General features: G+C 58.7%; 13 protein-coding genes. 12 read left to right on the top strand and 1 reads right to left on the bottom strand.

Annotated features, from left to right (window positions below; genetic code table 11):
• Positions 1–74: 74 nt before the first annotated feature.
• From I9182_RS11520 to rarD, 12 genes are all read left to right on the top strand, one after another.
• Positions 75–1,247, top strand: coding sequence for an acetyl-CoA C-acyltransferase (locus I9182_RS11520; RefSeq protein ID WP_209504962.1), 1,173 nt, complete (start codon positions 75–77; stop codon positions 1,245–1,247).
• A gap of 73 nt (positions 1,248–1,320) precedes the next feature.
• Positions 1,321–1,776 carry a GAF domain-containing protein gene (locus I9182_RS11515; RefSeq protein WP_209504961.1) on the top strand — a complete coding sequence of 152 codons (456 nt, stop codon included), beginning with the start codon at positions 1,321–1,323 and terminating at the stop codon, positions 1,774–1,776.
• 100 nt (positions 1,777–1,876) lie between these two features.
• Entirely contained in the window at positions 1,877–2,395 is a 519-nt protein-coding gene (locus I9182_RS11510; RefSeq protein WP_209598334.1) for a GNAT family N-acetyltransferase, read from the top strand.
• Positions 2,396–2,520: 125 nt separating this feature from the next.
• The gene (locus I9182_RS11505; protein WP_209598529.1) at positions 2,521–3,090 is read left to right on the top strand and encodes an XRE family transcriptional regulator; all 570 of its coding nucleotides are present in this window, start codon (positions 2,521–2,523) and stop codon (positions 3,088–3,090) included.
• On the top strand, positions 3,090–3,713 hold the full coding sequence (locus tag I9182_RS11500; RefSeq protein ID WP_209598333.1) for a LysE family transporter: 624 nt from the start codon (positions 3,090–3,092) through the stop codon (positions 3,711–3,713). The genes I9182_RS11505 and I9182_RS11500 overlap by 1 nt, the downstream gene beginning before the upstream one ends.
• A 4-nt stretch (positions 3,714–3,717) precedes the next feature.
• Positions 3,718–4,098: a GFA family protein gene (locus tag I9182_RS11495; protein ID WP_209504957.1), complete on the top strand. Its 381-nt coding sequence runs from the start codon at positions 3,718–3,720 to the stop codon at positions 4,096–4,098.
• A gap of 15 nt (positions 4,099–4,113) precedes the next feature.
• The gene (locus tag I9182_RS11490) at positions 4,114–6,567 is read left to right on the top strand and encodes an FAD-dependent oxidoreductase (RefSeq protein ID WP_209598332.1); all 2,454 of its coding nucleotides are present in this window, start codon (positions 4,114–4,116) and stop codon (positions 6,565–6,567) included.
• A gap of 14 nt (positions 6,568–6,581) precedes the next feature.
• Positions 6,582–7,616: an alcohol dehydrogenase family protein gene (locus I9182_RS11485; protein ID WP_209598528.1), complete on the top strand. Its 1,035-nt coding sequence runs from the start codon at positions 6,582–6,584 to the stop codon at positions 7,614–7,616.
• 11 nt (positions 7,617–7,627) lie between these two features.
• Positions 7,628–8,521 (top strand): homocysteine S-methyltransferase family protein, encoded by an 894-nt coding sequence (locus I9182_RS11480; RefSeq protein WP_209598331.1) that lies wholly within the window; start codon positions 7,628–7,630, stop codon positions 8,519–8,521.
• A gap of 10 nt (positions 8,522–8,531) precedes the next feature.
• On the top strand, positions 8,532–9,506 hold the full coding sequence (locus tag I9182_RS11475) for a helix-turn-helix domain-containing protein (RefSeq protein WP_209598330.1): 975 nt from the start codon (positions 8,532–8,534) through the stop codon (positions 9,504–9,506).
• An 89-nt stretch (positions 9,507–9,595) separates the two neighbouring features.
• Positions 9,596–12,049 carry an FAD-dependent oxidoreductase gene (locus I9182_RS11470; protein ID WP_209598329.1) on the top strand — a complete coding sequence of 818 codons (2,454 nt, stop codon included), beginning with the start codon at positions 9,596–9,598 and terminating at the stop codon, positions 12,047–12,049.
• Positions 12,050–12,308: 259 nt separating this feature from the next.
• Positions 12,309–13,214 (top strand): EamA family transporter RarD, encoded by a 906-nt coding sequence (rarD, locus tag I9182_RS11465; protein WP_209598328.1) that lies wholly within the window; start codon positions 12,309–12,311, stop codon positions 13,212–13,214.
• Here the strand turns inward: rarD and I9182_RS11460 are convergent.
• Positions 13,205–13,918, bottom strand: coding sequence for an SGNH/GDSL hydrolase family protein (locus I9182_RS11460; protein WP_245222612.1), 714 nt, complete (start codon positions 13,916–13,918; stop codon positions 13,205–13,207). The two genes, rarD and I9182_RS11460, sit on opposite strands and share 10 nt — an antisense overlap.

Here is a 13,918-nt window from a genome sequence, read left to right as displayed (position 1 = left end):
AGTCGTAGAAATACGCTAGACGCGAATTCTTACCATTCGGTATTCAAGGGCCGGACGACAGGAGGATTATCCGGATGAGAGATGTTGTTATTGCAGGTGCTGCCAGAACGCCAATGGGTGGTTTTCAAGGCATGTTCGACGGTGTCGCAGCATCCGAGCTTGGCGGCGCAGCGATTCGTGCCGCGTTAAAGCAGGCAGGGGCGCAGACGGTTGACGAGGTGTTGATGGGATGTGTCCTGCCCGCAGGTCAGGGGCAGGCACCGGCGCGCCAGGCGGGTTTCGCGGCGGGTTTAGGCGAGGAGGTTCCTGCCACCACGCTGAACAAGATGTGTGGTTCCGGGATGAAAGCGGCGATGATGGCCTTCGACCAGATCGCATTGGGTCATGCGGACACAATGGTCGCCGGAGGGATGGAGAGCATGACCAACGCGCCCTACCTGCTGCCGAAAATGCGGGGCGGTGCGCGCATCGGTCATGGTCAGGTGATCGACCACATGTTCCTTGACGGGCTGGAAGACGCCTATGACAAGGGCCGCCTGATGGGAACCTTTGCCGAAGACTGCGCCGAGGCGTATCAGTTCACCCGCGAAGCGCAGGATGAATATGCCTTGAAATCCTTGTCTAACGCACTGTCCGCGCAAGAAAGCGGTGCTTTCGACGGCGAGATCGTCCCCGTCACAGTGCGCACGCGAAAGGGTGAGGTTGTACAGACTGTCGACGAGCAACCCAAATCCGCCCGCCCCGAGAAAATTCCGACGTTGAAACCGGCTTTCCGCAAGGACGGGACAGTGACGGCCGCCAATTCCTCGTCAATTTCCGACGGCGCGGCGGCGCTTGTTCTGGCATCGTCTGAAACGGCAGAAGCGCGAGGGCTGACAGTTCGGGCGCGGATTCTGGGATATGCCAGCCATGCTCAAGCGCCCGGACTTTTCACGACTGCGCCGGTTCCGGCGGCGCAAAAGCTTCTGTCCCGCATCGGTTGGAACAAGGATGATGTCGACCTGTGGGAGGTCAACGAAGCCTTCGCAGTTGTGCCGATGGCTTTCATGCACGAGTTGGGATTGCCGCGCGACAAGGTAAACGTAAATGGCGGGGCCTGTGCTTTGGGCCATCCTATCGGCGCATCTGGCGCCCGTATCATGGTCACTTTGTTGAACGCGCTCGAGAAACGAAATCTCAAGCGGGGGGTTGCTTCAATCTGCATCGGCGGCGGTGAAGGAACAGCTATCGCGATCGAACGCATTTGACCCTTCATCTTTTTCGAAATACTCCGGGGGTTCGGGGGCAGCGCCCCCGAGTTTTCCAAGGGGTTCGGGACCTATGACCGTCGATTACAGTTCGCTGGCCAGTACAATTGCAGCATTGACCGAAGGCGAAACCGATCAGATTGCTCTGATGGCCACGGTTGCTTGCGAGGTCCACTATTCTGACGACCGCTTCGACTGGACCGGGTTTTACCGTGTGACAGAACCGGGCTTGCTGAAAATCGGCCCCTACCAGGGTGGCCACGGCTGTCTGGTCATCCCGTTCGCGCGCGGCGTCTGCGGGGCGGCAGCGCGCACCGGGCAGGTGCAGCTTGTGCCGGATGTGGATGCGTTTCCGGGTCACATCGCCTGCGCCTCCTCCACCCGATCCGAACTGGTTCTGCCGGTCCGGAACGCAGCGGGCGAATTGATTGCAGTTTTCGACATCGACAGCAATCAACCCGACGCGTTCTCAACCGAAGACGCGGATAACCTGTCCGCGATCCTGTCAAAGACCTTCGCGCAAGTCTGATTGAAATTACGGTGGTACAGGGCGTGTCTGCCGATTTCCTCATTTCGATCTCACTCGGAGCCTGATAAAACCGGAAAGTCCGAACCGTATTGGATTAACCATGGTCCCAGGCCAATTCCGAACTCCGCGCCTTTCGGTCAGCGACTGGAAGGTTGAACTCGCCGATCCGCGATTGCGAGGTCGGCTTGAAGATGATCTTGCAGCGCTTCTGACCCCTGAGGTCCTGAAACACCTGCCGCCGTCGATGCAGTTGCAGGGCCGGAGTATTTCGAACTGGATTGATGACAGACGTGCTGAAAGCGATATTCTGCTTGCGCGCCAAAACCACGGTAACCACCTTATTGGCCTATTCGTGTTGGCCATGAGTTCAGAGGCCGATTCAATTCCAAGCCTTCACATCGGCTATCTGATTGCAGAATCCGCCTGGGGGAATGGTTACGCCTCCGAGATGCTGCAAGGCCTGCGGGACGCATTGGCGCCTGGGCCTGACATACGCCTCATCGCCGGGGTTGGGCGCGACAATCCGGCCTCAGCCCGCGTTCTGCAAAAAACAGGCTTTACGCTTTGGCCGGAGCGCGCCTCAGAAACCGCCGATATTTATGTTTGCCATATCAGCTGAGTGACCGAACCGTCAGGGCATAGCCACCCGGAATACGGGCTTGCGTGAAAAAATGCTTGGAAATTTCACGGAATCGAGTCATCGTGAAAAACGAGGTGAAATTTTCACGATCGTTGGAGCCATCCTTGAACAGCCACGCCCCGCAAAGTGCGACACTCGGCGCAGATATCCGCGCGCTGCGCAAGGCGCGTGGATTGACGCTGAGTGATATCGCGATCCGGTTGGACAGGTCTGTGGGCTGGCTCAGCCAGGTTGAACGTGACATGTCCGAGCCTTCGATTTCGGACCTCAGGCAGATCGCCGAATGCCTTGGCGTACCCATGTCGATGTTGTTTGCGCATTCGGCGGCACCGGCGGACGAGCAGGGATATGTCGTGCGTGCCGGCTCGCGCAGACCTATGGGGTCGGGCGAGGAAGGGTTGATCGAAGAGCTGCTCTCGCCGGATCTGACCGATGATTTCGAAATGGTACATTCCACCTTCAAACCCAACTCGCAGATGCAGACACCGGCCAATCGCCCGACACAGGAAGTCGGATACATGATCTCGGGCAGGCTGGACCTGACAATCGGGTCGCGCGCGTTCACGGTTGGGCCGGGTGACAGCTTTCGGATCCGACATGAACCCTATCAATGGGCCAACCCTTATGATGAGCCCGCTGTGGCCATCTGGGTCATCGCCCCGCCGGTTTACTGATGTCGTTCGAGGCCTGGACCATATTCGCGTTGTTCTGGGTGGTATTCGTGACCACCCCGGGCCCGAACGCGGTTAATTGCATCTCGAACGGGATGAGTTTGCCGTTTCCAAAGGCAATGCTGGGCGTATTGGCTATTCTCACGCAGGCCAGCGCCTTTCTGATCCTGTCTGCGCTGGGCGTGACGGCGCTGATCGCCGCATCGCCGACCGGGTTCTTTGTCGCCAAGCTGATTGGTGCGGGGTTTTTGATCTGGTTGGGCATTCGCGGCTGGATGAATGCGACAAAACCTCCACCAGCCTCCGAGCGTCCGGCACGACATGTCTATCTGCACGCGCTGGCAGTGGCCACGATCAATCCCAAAAGCGTCGCCGGATACCTGGCCGCGTTTTCGCAGTTCGTTCAGCCCGAGGTTCCGATCTGGCAGCAGATGGGGGTTATCATGCCTACCGCGCTGGTCATCACCACACTCAGCTACACTGGCTTTACGGCGCTGGGTGCCTTGATGGGCAAGGCAGCGCTGGGCGCCGTGTTCAATATCTGGGTGCGCCGGATCATGGCGGCCTGTTTTGTCATCTACGGTGTGTTGTTGGGAACCAGCACCACACCCGCAACAAAGGGGTAGTCAGATGCATAAGGGATCCTGCCTTTGCGGCTCGGTCGCGTTCACGATCAACGGAGACATGTCGCCGCCTTCGGTCTGCCATTGCGGACAATGCCGCAAACAGTCGGGCCATGTCTGGGCTTCGGCTTCGACCCGTCAGGACAACCTGAGTTTCTCGGCCAGCGACACGCTGAACTGGTATCGCGCGTCTGACATCGCCAGGCGCGGATTTTGCAGCAACTGTGGCTCGTTCCTCTTCTGGCAACACAACCAGGAGGACACGATTTCGATTTCCATGGGCGCGCTGGACGCTCCTACGGGTTTAAAGCTCTCAAAGCACATCTTTGTGGCTGACAAGGGCGACTACTACGACATTACGGACGATCTGCCTCAAGAGGCGCAGTAACAAGGATCAAAACGCATGAGTGATTTTCCAACAAAAGCCCGCGTGGTCATTATCGGAGGCGGTGTGGTGGGGGCTTCCTCGCTTTATCACCTTGCCAAGAAAGGTTGGACCGATTGTGTTCTGCTGGAAAAGAACGAACTGACTGCCGGGTCGACCTGGCATGCTGCAGGGAACGTTCCGACCTTTTCGACCTCATGGGCGATCATGAACATGCAGCGCTACTCGACCGAGCTGTATGCGCGTCTGGGTGAGGAAGTCGATTATCCGATGAACTACCACCAGACCGGTTCGATCCGACTGGCGCATTCGAAAGAACGTGTGCAGGAATTCGAGCGCGCCATGGCGATGGGCCGCTATCAGGGGATTCCGATGGAAATGTGGACCCCGGAAGAAGCGAAAGAGCGTTATCCCTTCCTGGAAACGCATGACCTTGAAGGTGTTCTCTACGATCCGACGGATGGCGACATCGATCCGGCGCAGCTAACCCAGGCGCTGGCCAAAGGCGCGCGCGATATGGGGCAGAAGATCATCCGTTTCTGCCCGGCGACTGGCGTGACGCAGCATGATGACGGCACCTGGACCGTGCACACGGACAAAGGCGATATAGCCTGTGACTATGTTGTGAACGCAGCCGGGTACTATGCGCAGCGCGTGGGCGAATGGTTCAAGCCCTTCGGTGGCCGCACCGTTCCGGCAATGGTCATGAGCCACCAGTATCTGCTGACCGATGAAATCCCCGAGATCGAAGCATGGACCAAGCAAAGCGGTGCCAAACTGCCGTTGCTGCGTGATGTGGATGTCTCGTACTACCTGCGTCAGGAAAAGAACGGCTTCAACCTTGGTCCTTACGAGCCGAACTGCAAGGGCCACTGGATGACCGAAGACGATCCGATGCCGGATGATTTCAGCTTTCAGCTGTGGAATGACGATCTGGACCGCATCGAAGATATCGTCACCGATGCGATGGAGCGAGTGCCGCTGATGGCAACCTCGGGCGTTGGACGCGTCATCAACGGGCCGATCCCTTACGCGCCTGACGGGCTGCCTTTGATCGGCCCGATGCCCGGCGTCAAGAACGCGTTCGAAGCACATACTTTCACGTTTGGCATCGCGCAGGGTGGTGGCGCAGGCAAGGTTCTGGCCGAGTGGGTCGTTGATGGCGCGACCGAATGGGATATGTGGGCCGTCGATCCGCGCCGCTATACCGATTACACCGATCAGGATTATTGCAACCAGAAAGGCATGGAAGTTTATGGCAACGAATATGCCATGCACTTCCCGCACCATGAATGGCCTGCCGCACGAGACAAGAAGCTGTCGCCCGTGCATGACAAGGTGATCGCGCACGGCGGTGTCATGGGGGCCTATAGCGGCTGGGAACGCGCCAACTGGTTTGCACAGCCCGGCGATGACACCTCGCTGGACGCGACCCATACTTGGGGTCGGTCCGGACCGTGGGAACAGCGGATCAAGGAAGAATGTGAGGCCGTGCGCGATCATTGTGGCGTGTTGGACCTGCCGGGCTTCTCGCGGTTCAAAATACAGGGGCCGGGTGCTGATGAATGGCTGCGCGGTCTGGTTGCAGGGGCATTGCCCAAGATTGGTCGGGTTGGGCTGGTTTACTTCGCAGATGACCGCGGGCGTATCCTGACCGAAATGTCGGTCACGCGCGAGGCCGAAGACCTGTTCGTTCTGGTCACTGCAGCGACCGCGCAATGGCATGACCGTGAATGGCTTGTGCGTCACATACCTGCCGATGCCGAGTTCACGCTGGAAGACTGGACAACGCGGATGAGCACGCTGATCGTTACCGGGCCTCGATCTCGGGACATTCTCAGCAAAGTTACCGAGGCCGATCTGACCTTGCCGTGGCTCAGCTTTCAGGAAAGCGAAATCAAAGGCGGATGGGTCGCTCTGCTGCGCGTCTCATTCGCTGGTGAGCTGGGCTGGGAAGTTCACGCGGAAAATGCGGATATGCCTGCGATCTACGACGCGATCATCGATGCCGGTGCCAAGCCGTTCGGGATGTATGCGCTGAACTCGCTGCGGATCGAAAAGGGGTACCGCGCCTGGAAGGGCGATCTGTCGACCGACTATTCCCTGCTTGAAGGCGGGTTGGAGCGTTTCGTCAAGCTGGACAAACCGCAGGACTTCCCGGGCAAGGCCGCAATCCTGAACGAAAAGCAGCAAGGCGTGAAAAAGTCCTTCGTCACCCTGACTGTTGATGCGGGCGATTGCGACGCGCCGTATATGTCCTGCATCTGGCATGGCGATGAGATCGTGGGCGAAACCACATCCGGCGCATGGGGCTACCGTGTTGGTAAATCCATCGCGCTGGGCATGATCCGAGCCGAGCTTGCCAATCCGGGAACTGAGCTTGAGGTCGAAATCTACGGCCAGAAATGCCGCGCCGTGGTAGAGCTGGACCAGCCGCTCTGGGACCCCGAGAACGAGCGGTTGCGCGCGTGACGCTTCCGGCGACCATGTCTGGCGTCTATCTGACCGGCCATGGCGGGCCAGAGGCGCTGGAATGGCGCGACGATATCCCTGTCCCGGCCCCTGGGCCGGGGCAGGTGCTTGTTCGGGTCGCTGCAGCAGGCGTGAATAACACGGACATCAACACGCGGGTCGGCTGGTATTCATCGGATGTCACCGGTGCGACGGATGCCGTCGATCAGGATATTGAAGCCGGCGGATGGGGTGGCGCACTGAACTTTCCCCGCATTCAGGGGGGCGATCTGTGCGGGATCGTTGAAAAGGTTGGGCCAAACTCGGGGTTCAAAAAGGGCCAGCGCGTGACTTGCCCGATCAACCTGCCGCGTCCGCGCCCCGGCAGCCCTCAGGGCTTTATTGCGCTCGGGTCTGAGATTGATGGCGCTTTTGCCCAATACTGTCTGGTTGAAGCAAATGACTTTTATGACGTAAGTGCATCGCCCCTGTCAGACGTGGAAATTGCGGCCATTCCATGTGCCTTTGGTACTGCCGAAAACCTGCTGACGCGCGCGGGCGTGACGGCAGGGCAAAAGGTTCTGATCACCGGCGCGTCAGGCGGCGTTGGTCTGGCGGCGGTGCAGCTTGCTGCGCTGCGCGGAGCGTCGGTTTGGGGTGTGACGGCGGCAGCGAAGGCAGAGGTCGTCAAATCCCAAGGCGCGTTGGGCACATTTGGCCGGGATGAGCTGCCGCCGCAGGATATGTTCGACGCGGTCATCGATGTGGTGGGCGGGCCCGCATGGGCATCGCTGATCCTTGCCCTGAAACCCGGCGGGCACTACGCCGTTTCGGGGGCAATTGCCGGACCGATTGTCGAGGCTGATCTGCGAGACATCTATTTGCGCGATATCACCGTCCACGGCTGCACGCATCAGGCTCCCGAAGTCTTTGGCCGCCTTGTGGAGTTGATGAATACCGGACGGATCAAACCACTGGTTTCCCGAACCTACCCGTTGAAGGATATCGCCCGCGCACAGGCTGATTTTCAGGCAAAGACCCTTCCGGGTAAACTCGTGCTGCTGCCTTAAGGAGCAAGGACATGACAAAGATCACTCTGTTGGACGGTTCGATCGGACAGGAACTGGTCAAACGCAGCGGAGACCGGGCGACGCCGCTATGGTCCACACGTGTGATGATCGACCACCCTGATCTGGTCGGCGCGGTGCATGGCGACTACTTCCGCAGTGGTGCCACGGTTGCCACCACCAACACCTATGCTGTCCACCGCTCACGCCTGGTGCGGGTGGGGATGGAGGACCAGATGCCCGCCCTTATCGACACTGCCCTGACGCAGGCCGAACGTGCCCGTACTGAGACCGGGGGGCGGATCGCCGGGTCTCTGGGGCCGCTTCTGGCTTCTTACCGACCCGACCTGAATCCCGACCCGGCAGATGCGGCGGAAAAATTCGCTGAACTTGTGGCCTTGATGGCTGCACGCGTCGATCTGTTTCTGATCGAGACAGTATCTTCGGTGCAGGAGGCCGAGGGCGCGCTGCGTGGAACGACCGGATGTGGCAAACCAGTCTGGCTGTCATTCACGGTCAATGACGACGATGGCCGTCGCCTCAGGTCCGGCGAACCACTCAGGGATGTCGCGCCTTTGGTAGAAGAGTTTTCGCCTGACGCGCTGCTGATCAATTGTTCGCGCCCCGAAGCGATCCCGGCTGCTCTGGAAATCCTGTCCACTATGAACAAGCCCTATGGTGCTTACGCCAACGGCTTTACACATATTTCAGATGAGTTTCTAAAGGACGCGCCGACAGTGGATGCGTTGGATCAGCGCCATGATCTTGATCCCGATGCCTATGCGGATCACGTCATGCGTTGGGTCGATCAGGGGGCCACGATTGTCGGCGGGTGCTGCGAAATTGGCCCGGACCACATCGAAGCGCTGGCCAAGCGGTTGCGTGCTGCCGGGCACGAGATCGTCTAAGGTGACAGCGATGAGGAAAGTTGCTTCTGATTCACCGCAGGCAATACAGCAACATTTCGATATTCTGGTCGCACCCGGATTTGTGCTGCTTGAACTGGCCTCATTGGTCGAGGTTCTCAGGCTGGCAAATCGTGTGTGTCCGAAGCCGCCGTTCACTTTTGCCTATCGGTCGCTCAAAGGTGGCCCGATCTCCAGCAGCAGCGACGCGGTGGTGCAAACGGAACGCGTGCAGGCGCAACCCAAGGCGAATTATCTTTTTGTGATCGGCAATTCTGACCCGGATCACCCGGACTTGTCTTTGGGGCGGGTGGTGTCGGACTATACCTTCCGCGATGCCAAGGTGTTTCTGCTGGCGGAAGCGGCCAGCCGGTATATCGACGAACAGGGTTCAGATGACTTGGCAACTCACTGGGAAAACGCCTCGTTCCTGCGGGAACGCGGGGCCCGGTTTGAAGCCAAGCTGTCGATTGCAACCGAACAGGGCGCCGTTGTGACCTGTGCCGGAATGGAGGCGACAACAGATGTCGCGCTGGCAGTAATCGGTCGCCATATCTCGGGGCCTGCGAAGATGACCGTGGCGGACATCATGCTGCATGAAAACATCCGGGATTTCGCCTCGATGCAGCCTTTCTCGGGGGTAAAGTTGACGGCGACCGGAGATGTTAAGCTGGATCAGTGCATCAAGCTCATGCAGGCCAATATTGAAGACCCTCTGCCGATCAATCAGATCGTCGATTCGCTGCAACTGTCGAACCGTTCGCTTGAGCGTAAGTTCAAAACCTTCTTTGGCACCACGCCCAACGGATTCTATCGCGAAATGCGGCTGGCCAAGGCCAACAACCTGCTTTTGAACACCACTATGAGCGTTCGCGAAATCGGGTTGGCCTGCGGTTTTCCGAACGGGTTTTCCTCTGTTTACAAAAGCTTCTTCGGAGTCACTCCCTTTGTCGTTCGGCGGGAAAAGCGGGCCGCGACACATCGGTGAAAAATGCGGATCTTGTGACGTTTTTGGTGCATTTATTGTCGATCTTCCGTGGCAGTTTACGCCAAACCTGACACAGCGGAGATTTCAGGATGGTTGATCTTCCCAGCAAGGCCCGAGTGGTCATCATCGGTGGCGGCGTCATCGGATGTTCGGTCGCGTATCATCTGACCAAGAAGGGCTGGACCGATGTTGTTCTGCTTGAGCGCAAGCAACTGACCAGCGGCACCACCTGGCACGCGGCGGGCCTGATCGGGCAACTGCGCGCGTCTTCCAACATGACCAAATTGGCGCGCTATTCCGCCGAACTTTATCTGGGCCTTGAGGAAGAGACCGGCGTCGCCACCGGCCTCCGTCAGGTCGGGTCCGTTTCGGTTGCCCTGACAAGTGAGCGGTTGGAAGAGCTTCACCGAAATGCGGCAATGGCCCGCGCCTTTGGCGTTCCGGTCGAAGAGCTTTCTCCGACCGAAGTCAAAGAGCGATATGAGCACATCAACCTCGACGGCGTGGCAGGTGGCGTCTGGTTGCCAACCGATGGCCAGGCGGATCCTGCTAATATTGCCTTGGCGTTGGCCAAGGGTGCGCGTCAACGCGGTGGGGTGATCAAGGAACGGGTGAAGGTGACCGGGATTTCCCGGCGCGGACGGCGTGCAACCGGTGTCGACTGGGTCAGTGATGATGGGCAAACCCAAGGGCATATCGCCTGCGATATGGTTGTTAACTGCGCGGGAATGTGGGGACACGAGGTAGGCAAGATGGCTGGCGTGAATGTGCCGCTGCATGCCTGCGAACATTTCTACATCGTCTCTGAACCCATTGAAGGGTTGAGCCAGATGCCGGTTCTGCGGGTGCCAGATGAATGCGCCTACTACAAGGAAGATGCAGGCAAAATGATGCTGGGCGCATTCGAGCCCAATGCCAAACCTTGGGCGATGAACGGTATTCCCGACAGCTTCGAGTTCGACCAATTGCCCGAAGATTTCGACCACTTCGAGCCGATCCTCGAAGCGGCCTGCAGCCGGATGCCTATGCTGTCCGAGGCGGGTATTCACACCTTCTTCAACGGCCCTGAATCCTTTACTCCCGACGACGCCTATCACCTGGGTCTGGCGCCTGAGATGGACAATGTCTGGGTCGCGGCCGGGTTCAACTCGATCGGTATCCAGTCCGCCGGTGGCGCGGGCATGTCGCTGGCCGAGTGGATGGATACCGGTGAAAAGCCCTTCGATCTGGGCGATGTTGATATCGGACGGATGCAGCCGTTTCAGGGCAATAAGAAATACCTTTATGAACGCTCAAAAGAAACGTTGGGGCTGCTCTACGCCGACCACTACCCCTATCGCCAGAAAGCTACGGCACGCGGTGTGCGCCGAACCCCGTTCCACCATCACCTGAAAGAACAGGGCGCCGTTTTTGGTGAAATCGCTGGTTGGGAACGGGCCAATTGGTACGCGAATGAAGGGCAGGAGCGCGAATACCAGTACAGCTGGAAGCGCCAGAACTGGTTCGAGAATTCCGCAGCCGAGCACAGAGCCGTGCGTGAGAATGTGGGCATGTATGACATGTCTTCTTTCGGCAAGATTCGCGTGGAAGGCCCTGATGCCGAAAAGTTCATGAACTACATCGGCGGGGGTGACTACTCAGTCCCTATCGGCAAGATCGTCTATACGCAGTTTTTGAACCGCACAGGCGGGATCGAAGCAGACGTCACCGTGACCCGCCTGACCGAAACCGCCTATCTGGTCGTGACCCCCGCAGCCACACGCTTGGCGGATCAGACATGGATGATGCGCCATGTCGGGGATTTCAGCGTGGTCATTACAGATGTCACAGCGGGTGAAGGCGTTCTCGCTGTCATGGGTCCAAACGCCCGGGCGCTGCTGGAAAAGGTCTCGCCCAACGATTTCACAAACGCGACCAATCCCTTCGGCACGGCACAGCAGATCGAGATCGGAATGGGCCTGGCCCGTGCACATCGCGTGACCTATGTGGGTGAGCTTGGGTGGGAAATCTATGTTTCCTCGGACATGGCGGGCCACGTGTTTGAGACGCTGCATGAGGCCGGTCAGGATATGGGGCTGAAGCTGTGTGGTATGCACATGATGGACAGCTGCCGGATCGAAAAAGGTTTCCGCCACTTCGGCCATGATATCACCTGTGAGGATCACGTGGTTGATGCTGGTCTTGGCTTTGCCGTCAAGGTGGACAAGGGCTGCGACTTCATCGGCCGCGAGGCGGTGATCGCGCGCAAGGAAAGCGGCCCGAAATCGCGCCTGGTGCAGTTCCGTCTGACCGACCCTGAACCGCTGTTGTTCCACAACGAGCCGATCGTGCGTGATGGCGAATATGTCGGCTACCTGAGTTCCGGCAATTACGGTCATAGCCTCGGCGGTGCCATCGGAATGGGCTATGTACCGTGCGAAGGTGAAAAGGCCGCAGACGTTCTGGGTTCAACCTATGAGATCGATGTTTGCGGCGTGAAGGTCAAAGCCGAAGCATCGCTTAAACCGATGTATGACCCGAAATCCGAACGGGTGAAGGTCTGACAGACAGGGTAGGGGGCTCTGCCCCCGCCGCCCGTGCCGGGCGACTCCCCCGGGATATTTTGGGCCAGATGAAGTGCGGATCTCTTGCTTCACCTGGCTCTAAATATCCCGGAGCGCGAGGCAGAGCCTCGCATTTTTGGGGCAATAGCTGCGGTCAGCTAACTTATCACAAATCGTTATGTGACACTTCACTGTTTTCAGAGTTTTCAATCCGTTCAGTTCTGCCGTAAACGAAACCGGTATCAACCGGAGAGCCTTCGTGACAGCCTCGCCTTTATCACCTCAGAATGCAGACACGCCCAAAGGTTTGGCTTTGGCTGTCACGGCGTATGTCCTGTGGGGATTTCTGCCTCTTTACATGAAGGCGATGGATCACATAGGACCGGTCGAGGTGGTGGCGCATCGGGTTATCTGGTCTGTTCCGGTTGCAGGTTTGCTGCTGGTCGCGCTGGGGCGCACCCGGGACTTGAAGGCGGCACTCGGCAATCCCCGGATGCTGGCCATGGCGGCTTTGACGGCGGCGCTGATTTCCGTGAACTGGGCGATCTATGTTTGGGCGATCTCGACGGGGCACGCGCTGGACGCGGCGTTGGGGTATTACATCAACCCGCTGTTCAGTATTGCGTTGGGTGCAATTCTGCTGCGTGAGCCCCTGACACGGACCCAACTGTTCGCGGTGGGGCTTGCCGCGTTGGGCGTTCTTGTACTTGTTCTCGAGGCTGGGCGGTTGCCCTGGGCGGCGCTTGGTTTGATGGTAAGCTGGGGGTTCTACGCGTTTTTCAAACGTTCACTGCCGATAGGACCAAACCAAGGTTTCCTGCTTGAGGTTCTGATCCTTTTGATCCCGGCCTTGGCTTATGTCACCTGGCTGGGCGTGCAAGGCACAGGTCATTTTGGCGTAGCGATGTCTGATACTGTATTGTTGTCCTGCGCCGGTATCGTCACGGCGGTGCCATTGTTGGTCTATGCGAACGGGGCCAAGCTGGTGCGCCTGTCGACAATGGGTATCCTGCAATACATTGCGCCGACTATGATTTTCACTACAGCCATCACCATGTTCGGTGAGAAGATCGACACCGGACGCATGATCGCATTCCCCTTGATCTGGGTGGCTTTGGTCATTTACTCGATCCCATTGATCCGGCAGGCGCGGGCTCAGGCCTGAAGCAACAGGCGTGCTGCAGCATCTGCCCACAGCGCATAGGCCCGGGGGCTTGGGTGATAGCCGTCCGGTGCCGCGAGGGCCGGGTCGTCGGGCAGATCAAGCCTCAGGTGCTGCACATGGGAATGGACGGAAACAACCTGTTGCAACGCGTTATCCAACCGTGCAGCCTGACGGCCAAGCACCCAGGCCAATGGGTGTGGCAGGGCCGGAAACCTGTGCATTTGCGGAACGCCGGTGATGATTATGCGCCGCGCCTCCAGCTCGTTTGACAGGATGTTAATAAGCTGAGCCTGACGTTCCGAAAATGTGCGGCAGGAGACGGCGCGGGTGACGTCATTCACCCCCAAAGCCGTGACCACCGCATCGAATTCTCCCTTTATGCCCCTCAGACGGTCAATTGTGTCCAGCGTCGTGTGCCCTGTAGTGGCCTCAAGTTGCCATTCAACCGAGTGGTGTCTGGCCAACCGGTCCACAAGCTGTCCCGACAAGGCCTGTGCCTGAGTTCCCGCGCCCACTCCGGCCGCCGAGCTGTCGCCGGTGATCAGCAGGCGCAGGCGGGGCCCACGCCCTGTTCGGCCCTCTCGCGGGCCAGTGGGCTCCGGCAAAAGCCGGGCGTTGCGGCGCACCAAAAGCGCTTGCGTGGCCAGAACGGGCAGCAAGGGCACACGTAATACCTGGTCGGGTGCTATCAGGGCGCGCATCAT

The sequence above is a fragment of the Ruegeria sp. HKCCSP351 genome (assembly GCF_017872535.1).
In the GTDB taxonomy this organism is placed as follows: Bacteria; Pseudomonadota; Alphaproteobacteria; order Rhodobacterales; family Rhodobacteraceae; genus Ruegeria.
This window is presented reverse-complemented; position numbering and strand designations above follow the sequence as displayed.